This window comes from Micromonospora globosa, assembly GCF_000717585.1.
Lineage (GTDB): Bacteria > Actinomycetota > Actinomycetes > Mycobacteriales > Micromonosporaceae > Micromonospora > Micromonospora aurantiaca.
Genome location: NZ_JNZR01000001.1, coordinates 445869 through 464942 on the forward strand (window position 1 = coordinate 445869; position 19074 = coordinate 464942).

Annotated in this window: 15 protein-coding genes; 5 read left to right on the forward strand and 10 right to left on the reverse strand. The window is 73.6% G+C overall.

Annotated features, from left to right (window positions below; genetic code table 11):
• Positions 1-4: 4 nt before the first annotated feature.
• The 3 genes from araA to IF06_RS0101700 all read left to right on the forward strand — a co-directional run bounded on the left by araA (position 5) and on the right by IF06_RS0101700 (position 5138).
• Positions 5-1507, forward strand: coding sequence for an L-arabinose isomerase (gene araA / locus IF06_RS0101690; RefSeq protein WP_013286823.1), 1503 nt, complete (start codon positions 5-7; stop codon positions 1505-1507).
• Positions 1508-1755: 248 nt separating this feature from the next.
• Positions 1756-3831 (forward strand): RICIN domain-containing protein, encoded by a 2076-nt coding sequence (locus IF06_RS0101695; RefSeq protein WP_013476442.1) that lies wholly within the window; start codon positions 1756-1758, stop codon positions 3829-3831.
• Between the two features lie 317 nt (positions 3832-4148).
• Positions 4149-5138 carry a LacI family DNA-binding transcriptional regulator gene (locus IF06_RS0101700; protein WP_030268480.1) on the forward strand — a complete coding sequence of 330 codons (990 nt, stop codon included), beginning with the start codon at positions 4149-4151 and terminating at the stop codon, positions 5136-5138.
• 54 nt (positions 5139-5192) lie between these two features.
• Here the strand turns inward: IF06_RS0101700 and IF06_RS0101705 are convergent, their stop codons facing one another.
• The 3 genes from IF06_RS0101705 to IF06_RS0101715 are packed head-to-tail and all read right to left on the reverse strand — an operon-like array spanning position 5193 to position 7587.
• Complete coding sequence (locus tag IF06_RS0101705) at positions 5193-5795, reverse strand: copper resistance CopC family protein (protein ID WP_030268481.1); 603 nt, start codon at positions 5793-5795, stop codon at positions 5193-5195.
• Positions 5796-5815: 20 nt separating this feature from the next.
• Positions 5816-7033 carry a Dyp-type peroxidase gene (locus IF06_RS0101710; RefSeq protein WP_030268482.1) on the reverse strand — a complete coding sequence of 406 codons (1218 nt, stop codon included), beginning with the start codon at positions 7031-7033 and terminating at the stop codon, positions 5816-5818.
• The gene (locus tag IF06_RS0101715) at positions 7030-7587 is read right to left on the reverse strand and encodes a copper chaperone PCu(A)C (protein ID WP_030268483.1); all 558 of its coding nucleotides are present in this window, start codon (positions 7585-7587) and stop codon (positions 7030-7032) included. Before IF06_RS0101715 ends, IF06_RS0101710 begins: the two co-directional genes overlap by 4 nt.
• A gap of 229 nt (positions 7588-7816) precedes the next feature.
• On the opposite strand from IF06_RS0101715, the gene IF06_RS0101720 reads away from it, so the two are divergent.
• On the forward strand, positions 7817-8221 hold the full coding sequence (locus IF06_RS0101720; protein ID WP_013286817.1) for a Fur family transcriptional regulator: 405 nt from the start codon (positions 7817-7819) through the stop codon (positions 8219-8221).
• Between the two features lie 38 nt (positions 8222-8259).
• Here IF06_RS0101720 and IF06_RS0101725 read toward each other — a convergent pair whose 3' ends face one another.
• The 6 genes from IF06_RS0101725 to IF06_RS0101750 all read right to left on the reverse strand — a co-directional run bounded on the left by IF06_RS0101725 (position 8260) and on the right by IF06_RS0101750 (position 16984).
• Positions 8260-8652: an SCO5389 family protein gene (locus IF06_RS0101725; protein ID WP_013286816.1), complete on the reverse strand. Its 393-nt coding sequence runs from the start codon at positions 8650-8652 to the stop codon at positions 8260-8262.
• A gap of 139 nt (positions 8653-8791) precedes the next feature.
• Positions 8792-14257: a carboxyl transferase domain-containing protein gene (locus tag IF06_RS0101730; RefSeq protein WP_030268485.1), complete on the reverse strand. Its 5466-nt coding sequence runs from the start codon at positions 14255-14257 to the stop codon at positions 8792-8794.
• Between the two features lie 235 nt (positions 14258-14492).
• Positions 14493-14723, reverse strand: coding sequence for a DUF2188 domain-containing protein (locus IF06_RS0101735; protein ID WP_013286814.1), 231 nt, complete (start codon positions 14721-14723; stop codon positions 14493-14495).
• 132 nt (positions 14724-14855) lie between these two features.
• A complete protein-coding gene (locus IF06_RS0101740) occupies positions 14856-16235 on the reverse strand; it encodes an MBL fold metallo-hydrolase (protein WP_013286813.1) in 1380 nt (459 codons plus the stop codon).
• Positions 16236-16274: 39 nt separating this feature from the next.
• A complete protein-coding gene (locus IF06_RS0101745) occupies positions 16275-16619 on the reverse strand; it encodes a rhodanese-like domain-containing protein (RefSeq protein WP_052166120.1) in 345 nt (114 codons plus the stop codon).
• 50 nt (positions 16620-16669) lie between these two features.
• Positions 16670-16984, reverse strand: coding sequence for a rhodanese-like domain-containing protein (locus tag IF06_RS0101750; RefSeq protein WP_030268489.1), 315 nt, complete (start codon positions 16982-16984; stop codon positions 16670-16672).
• 195 nt (positions 16985-17179) lie between these two features.
• Between IF06_RS0101750 and IF06_RS0101755 the strand changes: the two genes are divergently transcribed.
• Entirely contained in the window at positions 17180-17830 is a 651-nt protein-coding gene (locus IF06_RS0101755; RefSeq protein ID WP_030268491.1) for a class I SAM-dependent methyltransferase, read from the forward strand.
• A 12-nt stretch (positions 17831-17842) separates the two neighbouring features.
• Here IF06_RS0101755 and IF06_RS0101760 read toward each other — a convergent pair whose 3' ends face one another.
• A complete protein-coding gene (locus tag IF06_RS0101760) occupies positions 17843-19045 on the reverse strand; it encodes a sugar efflux transporter (RefSeq protein WP_221488058.1) in 1203 nt (400 codons plus the stop codon).
• Positions 19046-19074: the final 29 nt, after the last annotated feature.

The window sequence follows — 19074 nt, forward strand, 5'->3', positions numbered from 1 at the left end:
CAACATGGCAACTCACCCCCAGCCCGAGGTCTGGTTCCTCACCGGCAGCCAGGGCCTCTACGGCGAGGACACCCTGCGGCAGGTCGCCGAGCAGTCCCGGCAGATCGCCGCGCGCCTGGACGAGTCGCCGGACATCCCCGTACGCGTGGTCTGGAAGCCGGTCCTCACCTCCAGTGCGGACATCCTCGCCGCCTGCCGGGACGCGGCCGCGCAGGGCGCGGTCGGGGTGATCGCCTGGATGCACACGTTCTCCCCGGCCAAGATGTGGATCTCCGGGCTGGACGCGCTGCGCACGCCGCTGCTGCACCTGCACACGCAGGCCAACGTGGCGCTGCCGTGGGACGACATCGACATGGACTTCATGAACCTCAACCAGGCCGCGCACGGCGACCGGGAGTTCGGGTTCATCCAGACCCGGCTCGGGGTGGCGCGCAAGACCGTCGCCGGGCACGTCACCGACCCCCGGGTCGTCGGGCGGGTCGCGGCCTGGGCCCGCGCCGCGATCGGCTGGTCGGCGGTGCGGACGCTGCGGCTGGCCCGCTTCGGCGACAACATGCGCGACGTCGCGGTCACCGAGGGGGACAAGGTCGAGGCGGAGCTGCGCTTCGGCGTCTCGGTCAACACCTACGGCGTCAACGACCTGGTCGCCGCCGTCGACCAGGTGCCCGACGCGCAGGTCGACGACCTGGTCAAGGAGTACGACGACACCTTCCGCGTCGCGTCCGAGCTGCGGCCCGGCGGGGACCGGCACGACTCGCTGCGGTACGCGGCGCGCCAGGAGCTGGGCCTGCGTGCTTTCCTCGACGCCGGCGGTTTCCGGGCGTTCACCACGAACTTCGAGGACCTCGGCGGACTGCGCCAGCTCCCCGGGATCGCGGTGCAGCGCCTGATGGCCGACGGCTACGGCTTCGGCGGCGAGGGGGACTGGAAGACCTCGGTGCTGGTGCACACGCTCAAGGCGATGGCCGTCGGCGTGCCGGGCGGCACCTCGTTCATGGAGGACTACACCTACGACCTGACGTTCGGTCAGGAGCTGATCCTGGGCGCGCACATGCTGGAGGTGTGCCCGAGCATCGCCGCCGACGTGCCGAGCGCGGAGGTGCACCCGCTGAGCATCGGCGGGCGGGAGGACCCGGTACGCCTGGTCTTCGACGCCGCGCCCGGCCCGGCGGTCGTGCTGGGCATGGTGGACATGGGGGAGCGGTTCCGGCTGGTCGCCAACGCGGTGGACGTGGTGCCGCCGCCGCACCCGCTGCGCCGGCTGCCGGTGGCGCGCGCGGTGTGGCGTCCGCAGCCCGACCTGGCCGGCTCGGCGGAGGCATGGATCACCGCGGGCGGGCCGCACCACACCGTCCTCTCCCAGGCCGTCGGCATGGAGGAGCTGCGCGACCTGGCCGCGATGGCCCGGACCGAGCTGGTGGTCATCGACGCCGAGACGCGCCCCCACCGCTTCGCGGACGAGCTGCGCTGGAACCAGGCGTACTACCGGCTCGCCCGGGGTTTCTGAGCCGCCTCGGGCCGCCTCGGGCCGCCCGTGCGGCGGGGTCCGTGTTACGCCTTGACGAACGGCATGTTATCGCTCACAGTCGATGGATAGGGTCACCGGCACCGCTCGCGGGCCGTTCCGGGCGCGATCTGCGCCGCAGTTGCCAGGGATCCGACTCCCGCCTGGGTGGGCATCGCTGTTAGCGATAACGCTGCCGTCGTCGGCGCGTACTGCCGTGCCCGGGCTCCGGTCGACGAAGGAGGATCGTGGTGACGGCTCGACTGTCCCGTGGACGTGGACGCCTGTCCCGGTTGCTGGCCGGGGTGGTGGCACTGCTTGTCGGCGGCGTGGTGGTGGGCGCCGTGCCCGCGCCGGTATCGGCTGCCACAGTGGACACCAGCGCCTACTACGTGCTGGTGAACCGCAACAGCGGCAAGGCGCTGGACCTGTACAACCAGGCGACGAACGACGGGGCGCGGATCACCCAGTGGACGCGCAACGACGGCGCCTGGCAGCAGTGGCAGTTCGTGGACTCCGGCGGTGGCTACTACCGGCTGCGGTCCCGGCACTCCGGCAAGGTGCTGGACGTGACCGGCGCGTCCACAGCCAACGGCGCGGCGGTGGTGCAGTGGACGGACCACGGCGGCACCAACCAGCAGTTCCGGCTGGCCGACTCCGACAGCGGGTACGTCCGGCTGATCAACCGGAACTCGAACAAGGTGATGGAGGTGCAGAACGCCTCCACCGCCGACGGCGGCAACATCGTCCAGTACGACGACTGGAACGGCGCGAACCAGCAGTGGCAGCTCGTCCGCGTCGGCGACAACCCCGGCAACCCGGGCAACCCGGGCGGCAGCTTCACCAACCCGGCCGTCTGGCAGGACTTCGCCGACGTCGACATCATCCGGGTGGGCGACGTCTACTACATGTCCGCCTCCACCATGCACTACTCGCCCGGCGCGCCGGTGCTGCGTTCCTGGGACCTGGTGAACTGGGAGTTCGCCGGGCACTCGGTGCCACGGCTGGAGTTCGGCACCAAGTACGACCTGAGCGCCAGCGAGCAGGCGTACGTGGACGGCATCTGGGCGTCGACGCTGAACTACCGGCCGAGCAACCGCACGTTCTACTGGGCCGGGTGCATCGACTTCGCGCAGACCCACATCTACACCGCCACCGCCGTGGACGGCGCGTGGAACCGCCTGACCACCATCCCCAACTGCTACTACGACGCCGGCATGCTGATCGACGACAACGACACCATGTACGTCGCGTACGGCAACGGCACGATCAGCGTGGCCCAGCTCTCCGCCGACGGGCGCAGCCAGGTCCGGGCCCAGCAGGTCTACCAGACGCCGTCGAGCATCGGCACGCTGGAGGGCGCGCGCTTCTACAAGCGCAACGGCGCGTACTACATCTGGCTGACCCGGCCGGCCAACGGCCAGTACGTGCTGAAGTCCACGAACGGCCCGTTCGGCCCGTACGAGCAGCGGCAGGTGCTGCTCAACCTGCCCGGCCCGATCTCCGGTGGCGGCGTGCCGCACCAGGGCGGGCTGGTGCAGACGCAGACGGGCGCCTGGTACTACATGGCGTTCACCGACGCCTATCCGGGCGGCCGGATGCCGACGCTGGCGCCGATCACCTGGACCTCCGACGGCTGGCCGCAGGTGCAGACCGTCAACGGCGCCTGGGGCGCGAGCTACCCCAACCCGCTGCCGACCCGCCCGGTCAAGCCGCTCACCGGCACCGACACGTTCTCCGGCACCACGCTCGGCGTGCAGTACGAGTGGAACCACAACCCGGACAACAGCAGATGGTCGGTGAACAACGGCCTGCGGTTGCAGACCGCCACCGTCACGAACGACCTGTACCGGGCCCGCAACACGCTCACCCACCGCATCCAGGGTCCGACCTCGACCGGCACGATCGAGCTGGACTACTCGACCATGCGCGACGGTGACCGGGCCGGCCTGGCGATGCTGCGGGACAGCTCGGCCTGGATCGGCGTACGGCGGGACAACGGCGCCACCCGCGTGGTGATGACGAACGGCCTGACCATGGGCTCGAACTGGAACACCACGAGCACCGGGACGGAGATCGCCAGTGCGGCGGTGTCCGGCGGGCGGATCTGGCTGCGGGCGAACGCCGACATCCGGCCCGGCTCGGGCCGGCAGGCGCGGTTCTCCTACAGCACCGACGGGGTGAACTTCGTGTCGCTCGGTAACGCGCTGACGCTCAACAACGCGTGGCAGTTCTTCATGGGCTACCGGTTCGGCTTCTTCAACTACGCCACCCAATCCCTCGGCGGCGCGGTGACGGTGCGGCAGTTCTCCCTGACGACACCGTGACAACGGTCACCATTCGCGGCCGTTGACACATCTTCGACAACCCGGGGTGCGGCTCCGGCAATCGCCGGAAATGCCGCACCCCGGGCGCAATTCCACCCGCTCCGAGCTGCCTGTTCGTGCCACTGCGTAACGGAAGGGAATGAGCCGCCTGTCGATTCCCCGATATCGCCGCGCCACGGCGGGAACGGGCGATCAACGGTGCCGATACCGATGGGACCGCTGGCGTAGACTGTCGCCACCCGGGACGGTCCGGTCGAGATCGACCGGGTGTGGCCGCGGGCAGTGGCGAAAGTGAGGTGGCCGTGCGCGGTCCTGCGATGACGGACGTGGCCCGCCTCGCCGGGGTGTCGCACCAGACGGTCTCCCGGGTTCTCAACGGGCATCCCAACGTGCGTGAGCAGACCCGGTTACGGGTGCAGGCCGCCATCACCGAACTCGGCTACCGGCCCAACCGCGCGGCCCGCGCGCTGGTGACCGGCCGGTCCCAGGTGATCGGCGTGGTCGCGCAGAACACCACGCTCTACGGCCCGGCGTCGCTGCTCGCGGCGCTGGAGCAGACCGCCGCCGAGGCCGGCTTCGCGGTGAGCGTCGGCAGCGTCCGCGACCTCGACCACCGCTCCATCTCGGCCGCCGTGGAACGGCACCTGGCACACCGGGTCGCCGGCATCGTGGTGATCGCGCCGGTCGAGTCCGCCGGGGAGGCGCTGGAACGGCTGCCCCAGGACGTACCGCTGGTGACTGTCGACGGCGACCCGCGGCGACCGATCCCGCTGGTCACAGTCGACCAGGTCGCCGGCGCCCGGGCCGCCACCGAGCACCTCCTCGCCGCCGGGCATCGCACGGTGTGGCACGTGTCCGGGCCGTCGGACTGGTTCGACAGCGCCGGCCGCATCGAGGGGTGGCGCGAGGCGCTGCGGCAGGCGGGAGCCGAGATCCCGCCGCTGGTCCCGGCCGACTGGTCGGCGGCGGCGGGCTACCGGTGTGGGCAGATGCTGGCCCGGATGCCGGAGGTCACCGCCGTCTTCACCGCCAACGACCACCTGGCGCTGGGCGTGCTGCGGGCGCTGCACGAGCACGGCCGCCGGGTTCCCGACGACATCAGCGTGGTCGGGTTCGACGACGTGCCCGAGGCGGCGTACTTCATCCCGCCGCTGACCACCGTCCGGCCGGACTTCGGCGCTGTCGCCGCGGCGAGTCTGGACCTGCTCCTGGCCCAGATCGAGTCGCAGACCGTCGGGCCGCTGCGGCAGACGATCGCGCCGACGCTGGTGCCGCGCCGCAGCGTCGGCCCGCCGCCCGCCCGCTGAGGCGGTAGCGGCCCGCCTGCCCGTGGCCGACCCCCGCCGTGCGAGGTCCGGTCGTCAGTGGTCCGTTCGGCGAGCGCGCGCCCGGCGTGCGACCAGCAGCACGATTCCGGTGATCACGAGCAGACCGGCGACCGCCCCACCCGCCAGCAGCGCGACCGGCGGGCCGTCGTCGCCGGACCGCGCGCCCGAGGCATCCGGCTCGTCCGCGCCGTCCACGCCGGCCGACGCGGCAACCGCCGTCGGCGTGGGAGCCGCCGATGCGGGAGCCGACGGTGCGGGCGCCGCCGGGTCGGCCATTGTGAAGCGGTACGAACCCTGGACGGGGTGGCCGTCGCGGGAGACCACCCGGTACGCGACGGTGTAGGTGCCGTTGCCCAGCGGCTCGTCGATCGTCACCGTGCCGGTGGCGCCGTCCACCGCCGGTGCGGAGGTGGGCACCGTGCGCTGGGCCGCGTCGCTGACCGTGATGGTGGTGAAGGAGGGGTTCAGCCCCTGCAGGAACCGCAGCGTGACCTGCGTGGGCGCGGCGGTGAGCCGGGCGTCGCGCGCTGGGGTGGCCTCCTGGAGCGAGTTGTGGGCCGCCGCGGGCGTGGCCGGGACCAGCAGCAGCGCGGTGAGGGCCGCGGCGAGCAGCGCGGTGACGGAACGGGTACGCATGACGCGCCTTCCTGTGGTGGTCAGCCGAGCAGTTGCGAGCCGATCCAGCCGCCCTCGGGGCAGCCGGGCGGTACGGCGAACACGGCGGAGCCGATCGGGGTGGTCCACTCGTTGAGCAGGTCGCGCTCGGCGAGCCGGCGCTGGACGGGCAGGAACTGCCGGGCGATGTCGGCCTGGTACGAGGCGAAGACGAGCCCGCTGTCCGCGGTCCCCTCCGGGGTCGGCACGCCGTCGTAGTTGTACGGCCGGCGCAGGATCTTCTGCCGGTCGTCGGTGACGCGGGCGCGGGTCAGGTGCGAGAAGTCGGGGATCACGGTGAGCCCGTCCGGGCCGAGCGCGGCGAAGTCCGGCTCGTCGTGTTCGGCCCGGCCGGTCAGCGGCGCGCCGGTGTCGATGCGCCGCCCCGCGGCGAGTTCCCGGTCGGCGCGGCCCAGCAGGTCCCAGGTCTCCAGGTTCATGCTGATCCGCCGCACCACGAGCGTGGTCGAGTCCCGCAACCAGTCCGGTCCGTCGGTCACCCACACCGCGGTGTCCGCGGGCGTGCCGGGCTTCGGGTTGGCGGTGCCGTCGAGCTGCCCGAACAGGTTGCGCTGGGTACGCCCCGGCTCGGCGCCGGCCGCCCGGCGGAAGCCCTGCTGCACCCAGCGGACGACGGCGAAGGGACGGCTGTCCTTGACCAGGACCCGCTGGGCGTGGGCGACTGTGAGCGGGTCGTCGGCGCAGATCTGGAGCAGCACGTCCCCGCCGGACCAGCGGGGTTGCAGCCGGTCGATGCCGAACGCCGGCAGCTCGGCCACCGAGGCGGGCCGCCGGTCGTCGAGCCCTGCGGCGGCGTAGAGCCCGGGTCCGAAGCCGAACGTGACGGTCAGCCGGGCCGGCAGGACGCTCAGTTCCGGCTCGGTGTCGGCCAGCGCCGGGCGGCCCTGGGTGAGCCGGGCCGCGTCGTCGGAGAGCAGCCGCAGCATCCGCCCGAGCGCCGCCCGGTCGGTGCCGGGACGCAGCGTGAACGCGACGAACGCCGCGTGCGCCTGCGGGTCGGTGGTGACCCCGGACTGCCGGACGCCGTGGAACGGCTCGACCGCGCTGCCGACCTGGGCCACCGGGACGGCGTCGCCGGGGCGTACCCCGGGAGGGCCGGAACGGACGGCGGTGAGGGCGCCGGCACCGGCCAGCGCGCCCCCGGCGGCCATCGCGCCGCCGGTGAGCAGGCCGCGCCGGCTCACCCGCCTGCCGGTCATGACGCCGGGCTCGGGCCGTGGCCGGGCGCGTAGCTCTCCTGGGCGCCGGTGAACGGCTTCGCCACGGCGGTGAACGTCTGGGTCCGGCCGTCGGCGAAGGTGAGCGTGATGTCGAGCTGGTCGCCGGGGCGCACCGGGCGGGTCAGGTCCATCAGCATCAGGTGGTCGCCGCCGGGTTCCAGGGCGGCCTGGGAGCGGGCGGCGACCACGACGCCGCCCTGCTTCTGCCGCATCGCCATCTTCCCGTCGGTCATGGCCATCTCGTGGATCTCGGCCCGGGACACGTCGGTGGTCACGCCGGTGATCGTGACGTCGGTGTCACCGTCGTTGGCGAGCGTGGCGAACGCGGCGGTCATGCCCTTGTCGGCGGCCTTCACCCACGGGTCGCGGACGGTGAGCACGCCCGCCGCCGCGCTCGCCGACGCCGAGGCGGACGCCGACGTGGCGGCGGACGGCGTGCCGGAGGATCCGCAGGCGGTGACCGACGCGGCGAGCACGGCGGCGCCGATCAGGGCCGCCGGGCGCAGGAACCGGCGGCTGGTGGTGCTGGGCATGACGTCGTCCCCTCGAAGATCCGGTGTTCGTACCGTTTGTCGGCGCGGTACGCCGGATAGTTCCGGCCGGGGCGGTCGGGCATGTCACACCCCGGGCGGCGGGCCGTCACGGACCCGGGATCGGCGGTGCGCCCGGAAGGCATAATGGTTCCGGGTGTCACGTGGCGCGCCGGGCGCGGCCGCGGCCGGACGAGGGTGCCGGGCGGGCGCCCGGACGAGGGAGGCGACGGTGACCCAGGCGACGACCGGGGCGACCCGCAACACCCGTCAGCGCGCCGAGGTGCTGGCGCTGCTGCGGGAGTTGGACGGCTTCCACAGCGCGCAGCAGCTGCACCAGATGCTCGTCCAGCGGCAGGCGAAGGTCGGCCTCACCACGGTGTACCGGACGCTCCAGATGCTCGTCGACAACGGCGAGATCGACTCGGCCCGGCTGCCCGGCGGCGAGCACCTCTACCGGCGGTGCAGCCAGAGCCGCCATCACCACCACCTGGTCTGCCGCCGCTGCGGCCGGGCCGTGGAGGTGGCCGGCCCGGCCGTGGAGCGGTGGGCCGACCAGGTGGCCGCGCAGCACGGCTTCACCGACGTCGGGCACACCCTGGAGATCTTCGGCACCTGCGACCGCTGCGCCGCCTGAGCCGCCGCGGGCGGTGACCCGCCCGCGGCGCGTCGCCGTCAGCAGTTGCGCAGTGCCGGTGACTGGTTCAGCAACTGGCCGCGGCTGGAGGTGAACCGGCGGTACGCCTCGGAGCCGGCCGCGCCGGGGCGGAACGCCGCCACCCGGTGGCAGTTCTGGAACGCCAGCGTCACCCCGAAGTGCCGTTCCAGGCCGGCGCGGATCGCGTCGCTGGCCATCGCGCGCAGCAGTTGCCCGCGCTCGGCGTCGCCCGGCGGCGGCACCACGTTGTCGGCGAACTCGGCGTCGGACGCGGCCAGGTCGGCGGCCACCCGGCTGACCGTCTCCCAGGCGTACGGCAGGGAGTCGCGGACGCAGGCGACGAACGCCTCCTCGTCCACGGGACCGGTCTCGGCGGCGTGCAGCAGGGCGGGCGGAACGGTGAGCGACATGGGTCCTCCGTCATCGCTAACGAACACGGTTTCCATTACCGATTGAGCACACCATGCGGCGGCAGGCCCGTCAAGGACCGGCGCACGCGAAACGGCGGGCGGACCCGAAGGCCCGCCCGCCGTCCGGCGGTGCAACGTGTCAGCGCAGGCGCGCCTCGATCGCCTCGATGACGCGGGGACGCAGCTCGGCGGCGCGGATCACCGCGTCGACCGAACCGACCTCGACCGCCCGCTGGATGCTGTGCACCCGGTCGAACTCGGCGGCCACCTCGCCCAGCTTCTCCGCCCGCACCGACGAGCGCAGCTCGTCCAGCTCGGCGGTGAGCGCCGCCCGCTCGGTGCCGGCCGCGGCGGTGACCTTCCCCTCCAGGTCGCGTACCCGGGGATCGGCGGCGGTACGGGCGGCGACCTCGCCGGCGAACACCACGGCGGCGGCGGGCGCGCCACCGAGCACCGAGGCGAACGACCCCTCGATCGCCAGCACCGTCATGTCCGGGTTGAGTGCCTTGGAGAACACCACGAACGCGCCGCCGTGGTAGCGCGAGATCACGCAGAACACGATCGGGCCGCGGAAGTTGACGATCGCCCGGCCGATCTCCGCGCCGTACTCCAGTTGCAGCTTGCGCATCGACTCGGGCGAACCGTCGAAGCCGGAGAGGTTGGCGAGCACGACCAGCGGCCGGTTGCCGCTGGCCGCGTTGATCGCCCGCGCGGCCTTCTTCGACGAGCGCGGGAACAGCGTGCCCGCGGTGTACGTGTCCGGGCCGTCGGTGGGCGGGAAGCCGTGCCGGGGCACCGAGCGGGACTCGATGCCGAGCAGGCACACCGGGATGCCGCCGAGGTGCACGTCCTGCACCACAGCCGTCTCCGCGTCGGCCATGCCGGCCCACCGCTCCAGCACCGGGTGGTCCTGGTCGGCGAGCGCCCGCATCACGGTACGGATGTCGAACGGCTTCTTCCGGTCCGGGTTCGCGGTGGCGGAGAAGATCTCGCCCACCGTGGCGAAGTCGCTGCCGGCCACCGCGTGCGGGTAGCCGCAGATGTCCCGGTCCACCGGGTCCATCGTGACGGCCCGGCGCGGCGCGTCCTCGCCCGGCGCGACGTACGTGTGGTCGTAGTGCGCCATCAGCACGTCCCGCGCGGCCGGCAGGCTCGGCGCCCAGTACTGCGCCTGCCCGTTCGGGCCCATCACCCGGTCGTAGCCGCCGATGCCGAAGTTGTCCTCGGCCGAGACACCGCCGGAGAAGTCGAGCGACTGCTTGCCGGTGAGCACCATCGCCGAGTCCGGCGTCATGACCAGCACGCCCTTGGTGTGCATGAGCATCGTCGCCTCGGCGTTCCAGTACGGCTGGGCGCCGACGTTGATGCCCGCCACCACGATGTTGATCTCACCGCCGTCCTGGGTGAACTCGACGATGCGCTTGAGCGCCGCGGCCACCCAGTCCATGTTCTCGGTGCCGGAGGTCATCGAGATGCGGGCGCCGGCGCTCAACGCGTACCACTCCAGCGGCACGCCCATCCGCTGCGCGAGGTCCAGCGCGGCGATCACCCGCCGGCACTCCGGCTCGGACAGCGCGCCGAGGGACTTGGTCGGGTCGCCGAGCAGCACCACCCGGGTCACGCCCTGCGGGTGCCGCGGTGTCGGCGTGGTCACCACACCGGCCACGATCGCCGCGGTGTTGCGGCCCTTCGGCCGGTCCACCGGCACCAGCGCGTGACCGGCGTCCAGGTCGTGCTCGACGAAGTCGCCCAGCAGGCCGGTCAGCTCGTACGGGTACACCGTGTTGCGGCCGGCCGCCCGCAGCACCTTCAACCGGTAGTCGTCAAGCGGCTCGACCGGCTCGGCCGGCGGCTCGCCCACTGTCAGCTGCGCGTGCCCTGTGGCGTCGAACGTGATCCGCACGCCGACCTTCGTCAGCTCGCCGGTACGCCGGTCGCGCTGCCGGGCGATGAACAGGATCTCCTCCAGCTCGGCGCCCACAGTGGTCGGGCGTACCCGGCCGGCGATCAGCTCCATCTCCTCGCGGGTCAGCTCGCTCGGCGGCCACACGTAGACGACGATCCGGTTGGTCGGGAACCGCGACTTCGACGGCCGCCGCGACTGCGCCCGGCGGATCGAGTCGATGCAGGCCGCCACCGTGTCCTCGGTGGTCGGCAGCGCCACCAGGCGGCCGTCCTGATCCCGCAGCTCGGTCAGGTCACGTACCTGCGCGAACGCGACCAGCCGCTGGTCGGACGGGTTCTGCCGGGCGACCGCCTGGAACAGGTAGACCTCCTCGTCCAGCGAGGGCAGCCGGGTCAGGTCGAACTCGCGCAGCCGTTCCAGTTGCATCCGCTGCGCGATGTACGGGTGCAGGCCGCGGATCAGCCGCTCCTCGGCCATCCCGCCGCCCTCGGCCGGACGGAACGTGACGTGGTGGTGCATCACCGCGCCGCCGCGCCCGGCGACGGTGGTGGTGAGGCGGCGTACCTGCTGCGGCAGCGGGTGTGCGTTCACCACGTCCAGCAGCGCGGCGGCGGCGGCGTCCAGGTCCTCGGGCTGGTTCTCCCAGGCCAGGTAGACGTCCGCGTCGACGGCCTCGCAGTCCCGGGCCACCTCGGCCAGGCCGCGCAGCGCGTCGCCGAGCGCGTCGAAGCGGACGGCGGCCGAGACGACACTCGACCCGTCCCGCCCGGCCACCACGAACGTGCAGCCACCGGCGGTGCGGGTGCGGACCTCGGTGAGCGCCTTGTTGCCGTAGTACCGGCGGGTCAGCACCTCCAGCATGGCCGCGTTGTCCAGGTCGTTGCGGACCAGGCGCTGGCCGAGCAGCCGGACCAGCGGCTCGGTGCTGCGCACCATCTCGGCGATCCGCCCGGCGCGGTCCGGCGCGTCCGGCTGCGCGTCGAGGTGCCGCAGGTGGGTGCGGACCTGGGCGTAGACCCGGGCCCGGTTGCGGCGCAGCAGCGGCTGGGCGAACCAGGCGAACACCACGCCCCGGGCCAGGTCGGCGACCACCGGGAAGCGGACCTGGGTGGCCGCGACGAGGCGTTCCAGCGTGAGACCGGCCGGCTCGCGCAGCGCCTCGTCCGGCGGCGGCTCGCGCAGCCAGGAGCGCAGCAGCGCGGCGATCACCGCGGCGTCCGCGGCGGCCCGCTGCTGGGCCAGGAAGATCCGGAAGACCGCGGCCTCCAGCTCGGGCGAGCGGTCCAGTTCGGTGACGCCGTAGTGGGCGAGCGCCTTGGCCAGGCGGGCCCGGAACGACTCCGGGGAACCGGCCCGCTCGACGTCGAGGCTCTGCAGGTAGGTGTGGAAGTACTCGCGGGCGCTGTGCACGTGCCCGCCCGGCCCGTCGTCGCCGCCGGGCCGGTTACGGCTCAGCTCGGCCAGGTCGGCGAAGACGTTCACCAGTTCCAGTTCCTCGGCCAGCGGCCGGTGCCCGGCCTCGGTGGCCGCCCGCCGCGCGTCCAGGTAGTCGTCGAGCACCCGGCGCTCGTCGTGCGGGTCCACGTCGTAGCCGAGCAGCAGCGAGCAGAGGTCCTCCTGGCCGCGTTCGGCGCGGGACCGCGCGGGTACGTCGGCGGGCGCGGTGGGCAGGTCCAGCTCGACAGCCGGTCCGGCCGGCCCGGCGGCCGCCTCGGCGTCGTCCTCCGCGACCGGCTCCAGGCGCAGCAGCGGCGCCCCGGCCTCCACCTGGGTGCCCACCGCGACCGACGACTCCTTGAGGCGGGCCCGGAACGGCGCCCGCAGCACCGTCTCCATCTTCATCGCCTCCAGCACCAGCACCGGCGCGCCGGCCTCGACCTCCGCGCCGACCTGAAGCGGCGTGGCGACCACCAGCGCCGGCATGGGGGAGCGCAGCACGCCGCCCTCGTCGCGGCTGACCCGGTGCGTCACGCCGTCCACCTCGACCAGGTGCACCGGGCCGTGAGTGTCGGTGAGCAGGCGGAACCGGGCGCCGTTGACGGCGATCTGACCGGTGTGCCGGTCGAAGCGGTCCAGCTCGACGTCGGCGGTGCGCACGTCGCCACCGGCCTCGACACCGACCCGGAACCGGTGCGCGCCGACCCGGGCCACCCGCATCCGGTAGGTCACGCCGCGCAGCTTCAGGTCCAGCGGCCGGCCGCTGCGGTGCTGCACCTGCGGGCGTCCACCGGCCGCGGTGGACAGCAGCCGCTGCCGTTCGGCGGTCTCGTCCTCCTCGTACGCCTCGATCGCGGCTGCCGCCAGCGCGACGGCGGAGTGCCGGTGCGCGACCAGGCGGCCCTCGCCGCGTACCCGGTCGATCCAGCCGGTGTCCGCGCTGGCGTCGATCACCTCGGGCTGGTCGAGCAGGTCGAGCACGAAGCTCTTGTTCGTCGCGCCGCCGGCGATGACCACAATGGTGTTCGCCATCGCCCGGCGCAGGCGGCCCAGCGCCTCGTCCCGGTCCCGGCCGTACGCGATGATCTTCGCGATCATGGAGTCGAAGTCGGCCGGGATGGTGTCGCCCTCGCTGACCCCGGTGTCGACCCGGATACCCGGCCCGGCGGGCAGGTCGAGCCGGGTGATCCGGCCGGGGGAGGGCGCGAAGTCGCGGTCCGGGTCCTCGGCGTTGAGCCGGGCCTCGATCGCGTGGCCGCGCTCGACCGGCGGCTCGCCGGTGAGCCGGCCGCCGCCGGCCACGTGAAGCTGCGCCTTGACCAGGTCGAACCCGGTGGTGGACTCGGTGATCGGGTGCTCGACCTGCAGGCGCGTGTTGACCTCCAGGAACGCGAACAGCCGGTCGCCCGGGTGGTAGAGGAACTCGACTGTGGCCGCGCCCCGGTAGCCGACGGCGACCGCCAGCCGCTCCGCCGACGCCTTCAGCTCCGCGGTCTGCTCCGGGCTGAGCACCGGCGACGCGGACTCCTCGATCACCTTCTGGTTGCGCCGCTGCACCGAGCAGTCCCGTACGCCGAGCGCCCACGCGGTGCCCTGGCCGTCGGCGATCACCTGGACCTCGACGTGCCGGGCGCCGGTGACCAGGCGCTCCAGGAACACCACGCCGCTGCCGAACGCGCGAGCCGCCTCCTGGCTGGTGCGCTCGTAGGCGTCGGCCAGCTCGGCGTCGCTGCGGATCACCCGGATGCCGCGCCCGCCGCCACCGGCGGTCGCCTTGAGCATCAGCGGGTAGCCGATCGAGGCCGCCGCGCGCAGCGCGTCGTCCAGACTCTCCACCGCGCCGCGGCTCCACGGCGCGACCGGCACGCCGACCTCCTCGGCGATCAGCTTCGCGCCGATCTTGTCGCCGAGCTTGCGCATGGCGTCCGGGCTCGGTCCGACGAACGTCACGCCGATCTTCTCGCACAGTTCGGCGAACGCCGGGTCCTCGGCCACGAAACCCCAGCCCACCCACGCGGCGTCCGCGCCGGTCTCGACCAGCGCGCGCTCCAGGGCCTTGAGGTCGAGGTACGGGCGGGCCGACGCGGGGCCCAGGTCGTAGGTGACGTCCGCCTCGCGGACGAAGGTGGCGGTACGGTCGACGTCGGTGTACAGCGCGACGGTCTCGATCCGGCTGCCGGTCTCCGCGGCCAGTTCCCGGACCGCGTGGATGAGCCGCATCGCGGCCTCACCACGGTTGACGATGGCGACACGGGTGAACACGTGACCGTCCCCTTCGGTTGACCCACGGTGGCGCGCCGGGCGCGGCGATGCCCCCGGCTCGCCTCACCTTTCCGCCTATGCGCGGGCGGCGCCATGTCGTAACGGCCGAAGCCTGAGCGGGGACCGTTGTAGGAACCGAACAAAAGTTTTTAGCCAGCCACTCACTACCCGCCGGTACGCGATACGGCGCCGGACCCGCTCGGGTCCGGCGCCGTACATCGCCTGCGCTGCGTGCTCAGCCCGGGATCTCCCGGGGGTCGCGGCTGCGGGGGTACGTGTTCTTCTCGCCGATCGTGCCGTCCTGCTTCTTGATCACGTGCTCGGCGCCGCGCTCGGCCGCCATCTCCCGGCCGGCCGCCTCGGCCTCCGCCTTGGTGTCGTGGCGGCTGGTCGCGCGCTCGTTGCCCTCCGGGCGGTTCTTCCACTGCCCGTCCTGCTGGTAGGTGTCGATGTCGCCCTTCGCCATGCCGTCAGCTCCCTCGTTCGCGTGTCCGATGACAAATGTCTGCCCATGCGAGGGGAGTGCTAATCCTGGCGGCGCGATCGGACGGTCCGGGCCGGGCGGGGGAGGGGCCCCAACCCGGGCCGGACCGGTGGGTCACGCGGCGGCGTGCAGGCCCTGCCAGGCGCCGTAGCCGCCGAGCAGGTCGGACACGTCGGCGTGACCGGCGTTGCGCAGCAGGCTGGCGGCCACCGAGGAGCGGTAGCCGCCGGCGCAGTGCACGACGACGGGGCGGTCGGTGGGCACCTCGCCGAGGCGGTGGGTCAGCTCGGCCAGCGGGATGTGCCGGGAGCCGTCCACCGCTCCCTGCTCCCGCTCGCCGGCGTTGCGGACGTCCAGCACCACCGGCGCGTCCGGACCGTCGAGGGCCGCGCGCAGCTCGGTGGCGGTGACCCGGCTGGCCCGGGTCATCTCGGCGACCATCTCCAGGAAGGCGCCCTCGGGTTCGCGCAGGTAGCCGATCACCCGGTCGAAGCCGATCCGGGCGAGGCGGACGACGATCTCCTCCTCCCGGTCCTGCGGGGCCACCACGAGCACCGGCCGGTCGGGCGCCACGACACTGCCGGCGGTCTCGGCGAACCGGCCGTCGGCCGGGACGTTGAGCGCGCCGCGCAGGTGCCCGGTCGCGTACTCCTGCGGGTCGCGGGCGTCGACCACGACGGCGCCGTCGGCCCGGGCGGCCAGGAACTCGGCCGGGGTGAGTGGGCGGGCCGGCCGGGCGTGGTCGAACAGCTCACGCGCCTTGCGGTTGAGCACCGCGTCGAAGGCGAAGTAACCCGGCGCGGCCGGCTGCCCGCCGGTGACCAGGGCGAGGAAGCGCTCCTCGCTCATCGGCGCGCAGGCGTAGTTGGTGCGGCGCTGCTCGCCGATGGTGGACTGCCGCTCGGTGGACAGGTTCTTGCCGCAGGCCGAGCCGGCGCCGTGGGCGGGGAAGACGCGCACCTCGTCGGGCAGGCCCATCAGCTTGTGCTGCACGCTGTCGTAGAGCATGCGGCCGAGTTCCTCGGCGGTCACGCCGAACGAGGCGAGCAGGTCGGGCCGGCCCACGTCGCCGATGAACAGCGCGTCGCCGGTCAGCACGCCGTACGGGACCGGGTCGTCGGCGCGCTCGTAGACCAGGATGCTGATCGACTCGGGCGTGTGGCCCGGGGTCTCCATGATCTCCAGCGTCACGTCGCCGAGGCTGATCCGTTCGCCGTCGGCGAGCTTGCGGCTCGGGTACTCGGTCTCGGCCCGGCTCCCGTAGCCGATCCACGCGCCGGTCGCGGCGGCCACCTCCAGGTGCCCGGCGAGGAAGTCGGCGTGGAAGTGGGTGTTGACGACGCCCTCGATCGTCAGGCCGTGCGCCTTGGCGTCGGTGAGGTATTCGTCGATGTCCCGGCGCGGGTCGACGAGCACGGCCCGGCCGGTGCGGTCGTCGGCGATCAGGTACGAGGCCTGGGACAGGCAGTCGAGGTAGTACTGGGTGAACAACATCGGCCGTGCTCCTTCTCCTGGTGATGGACGGGCGTCTGCTCAGGCCACGTGGCCCGGCCTGCCGCCCTTGGCTCGTACCGCCAGCCCGGCGTTCGTCCACGCCCGCATGCCGCCGGTCAGGTCGTGCACCTCGTGGCCTGCCGCGGCGAGCAGCTTCGCTGCCCGTCGCGACCGCGCGCCGGAGCGGCAGACGGTCACCACGGGCCGGTCCGCCGGCACCTCGGACAGCCGGCCCGCGAGCTGGCCGAGCGGGATGTGCCGGGCGCCGGGGGCGTGTCCGGCCCGCCACTCGGCCGGCTCGCGGACGTCGAGCAGCAGCGCGCCCGCGCCGGACAGCGCCGCCGCCTCCGCCGGGGTGATCCGGGCGACGCGAGGGCCGAGCAGGCGGCGGAGGAAGCCGGTGCGCGGAGCGGCTGCCGTCTCCCGCCGGCCGGTCACGGCCGGCTGCCAGCGGTGACCGGGCGGCCCGAGCGCACCCAGGCGGAGGTGCCGCCGGCCACCGACAGGGCGGTGATGCCGGCGCGTTCCAGCAGCTCGGCGCCGACCCGGCTCCGCCCGCCGGCCTCGCAGATCACGTAGACGGGGCCGGTGCGCGGCACCTGTGCCATCTGGGCAGGCAGGTGGCCCAGCGGCACACAACGGGCACCCGGGACGTGTCCGCCGAGGTACTCGGCGGTCTCCCGGACGTCGATGACAGTCGCCCCGTCGGCGTGGGCGGTGGCGAACGTGGTCACGTCGACCTCGTGCATGGGCGTTCTCCTTCCGGATCCATATACCCCCGGGGGTATCTGCTCTCGACGGTAGCGCAGCGTCCGGCCGCCCGCCACCCCCCCGCTCGTCCGGTGTGCTCGTTTGCCGGAACGGCAAGGTTCCTTGCTGTCCGGTCGGCGGCGGCGCACGATGGCGTGACCGGACGGGAGACGGCCGGCGGCGAGGAGGCGGACATGACGGGGCACCACCACGAGCAGCCGCCGGCGGACACCGACCCGGCCCGGTTCTGGGACGAGCGGTACGGCCAGCGGGACCGGATCTGGAGCGGCCGGGTGAACCCGGTCCTCGCCGAGGTCGCCGGCGCGCTGCCGCCCGGCACCGTGCTCGACCTGGGCTCCGGTGAGGGCGGCGACGCGGTGTGGCTCGCGTCGAAGGGATGGCGGGTCACCGCCGCGGACATTTCGTCCGTCGCGCTGGACCGGCTCACCGTCGAGGCCGAGCGGGCCGGGGTGGCGGACCGGATCACCACCGTCCGGCACGACCTGACCCAGGGCTTCCCGCCCGGCCGGTACGACCTGGTGTCCGCGCAGTTCTTCCAGTCGCCGCTGGTCCTGCCCCGGGAGAAGGTGCTGCCCCCGGCGGCCGAGGCGGTCGCGCCCGGCGGCCGGCTGCTCGTCGTCGAGCACGGCGCGCCGCCGCCCTGGGCCGGGCCCGACACCGGCCACCACCGGTTCGCCAGCCCGGAGGAGATCCTGGCCGCGATGAACCTCGACCCGGACGGCTGGGACACCGAGCGGCTGGGCGCGGCGCGCCGTACCGCCACCGGCCCGGACGGCCGGACCGGCGAGCTGATCGACCACGTGGTGCTGGTGCGGCGCCGCTGACCGCCGGGCCGGTCAGGCCCGCGCGTGCGGCCGGGTCAGCAGCAGCACCAGCAGCCCGGCCGCGCACAGCGCGGTGCTCATTCCGTACGCCCACCGGTAGCCGACCTGCGCGGAGAGCCCGAGCAACGGACCGGCGAGCATGGCGCCGATCGGGAACGTGTTGGTGAACAGCGTGGTGGCCCGGCCCGGCTCGCCCGGCAGCAGATCCTGCACGTAGGCGATGCCGACGCCGGACACCGCGGCGATGAACAGCGCGTTCACCGGCTGCGCGAGCAACAGGACCGCCACGCCCGGCGCCGTCGCGGCGGTCGCGTAGTAGGCGACCCCGCAGGCGCCGCCGACCAGGATCAGCGGCCGCAGCCGGACCCGCGCGGTCAGTGCGCCCAGCCCGAGCATCAGCGGGATCTCCAGCGCCGCGCACAGGCCCAGCACCAGCCCGGCGCGGGAGGGGTCGTCGTTCAGTTCGGCGTCGATGAACAGCGGCAGCGCCTGCACGGCGAGCGTCAGCGGGCACTGGAGCAGGACGAACGCGAGCGCCGTCAGCGCCAGCCGCAGCCGGGACGCGCCGGGCGGGGCGGGCACCGCGCCGTCCGGATCGCCGGGGACCGGCCGCGCCGGCAGCGGCAGCTCCTCCAGCCGGAACGCGGCCACCAGCGCGGCCAGCGCGTACATGACGGCGGCCATGCCGTAGACCAGGCGGAAGCCGCCGACGTCGAGCAGCACCGCGGCCAGCGCCGGCCCGGCCACCCAGGCCAGCGAGAACACGGTACGCATGAGGCTGACGCCGAACGCGGCCCGCCCCGGATCGTCCCTGTCGAACAGCGCCCGGGTGTACGCGAACGACTGCGGGAACAGCGAGTTCGCCAGCGCGGTGGCTGTCGCGGTCAGCCCCAGCAGGATCCAGTAGTCCCGGACGTACGCGGTCGTCCCCGCGCCCACCACACCGGCCAGCGCGGCGCCGACGAGAAGCGCGCGCCGGATCGGCAGGCGGTCCGACAGCCGGCCGATCAGCGCGGAGGCGACCACCCCGGACAGCGGGGCGACGACCAGGAACACGGTCACCCGTAACGGACTGGCGTGGACCTCGCGGTCGAGGAACAGCGACAGGAACGGCAGTACCACGGCGGTGGACAGACCGACGGTCAGGAAGACCACGCCCAGCGGGAGCAGCCGGAATCGGCCGGCGCGCACCGCCGGCCTCGTGTCCACAGCCATGCGGCGGACTGTACGCCGCGGCGGTGCGG

Coding starts and splice junctions, on each gene's coding strand:
- IF06_RS0101740 (WP_013286813.1), bottom strand. CDS start 16,235: ATGTTGTTCACCCAGTACTACCTCGACTGCCTGTCCCAGGCCTCGTAC.
- IF06_RS0101715 (WP_030268483.1), bottom strand. CDS start 7,587: ATGCCCAGCACCACCAGCCGCCGGTTCCTGCGCCCGGCGGCCCTGATC.
- IF06_RS0101710 (WP_030268482.1), bottom strand. CDS start 7,033: ATGACCGGCAGGCGGGTGAGCCGGCGCGGCCTGCTCACCGGCGGCGCG.
- IF06_RS0101755 (WP_030268491.1), top strand. CDS start 17,180: ATGACGGGGCACCACCACGAGCAGCCGCCGGCGGACACCGACCCGGCC.
- araA (WP_013286823.1), top strand. CDS start 5: ATGGCAACTCACCCCCAGCCCGAGGTCTGGTTCCTCACCGGCAGCCAG.
- IF06_RS0101735 (WP_013286814.1), bottom strand. CDS start 14,723: ATGGCGAAGGGCGACATCGACACCTACCAGCAGGACGGGCAGTGGAAG.
- IF06_RS0101760 (WP_221488058.1), bottom strand. CDS start 19,045: ATGGCTGTGGACACGAGGCCGGCGGTGCGCGCCGGCCGATTCCGGCTG.
- IF06_RS0101750 (WP_030268489.1), bottom strand. CDS start 16,984: ATGCACGAGGTCGACGTGACCACGTTCGCCACCGCCCACGCCGACGGG.
- IF06_RS0101700 (WP_030268480.1), top strand. CDS start 4,149: ATGACGGACGTGGCCCGCCTCGCCGGGGTGTCGCACCAGACGGTCTCC.
- IF06_RS0101705 (WP_030268481.1), bottom strand. CDS start 5,795: ATGCGTACCCGTTCCGTCACCGCGCTGCTCGCCGCGGCCCTCACCGCG.
- IF06_RS0101725 (WP_013286816.1), bottom strand. CDS start 8,652: ATGTCGCTCACCGTTCCGCCCGCCCTGCTGCACGCCGCCGAGACCGGT.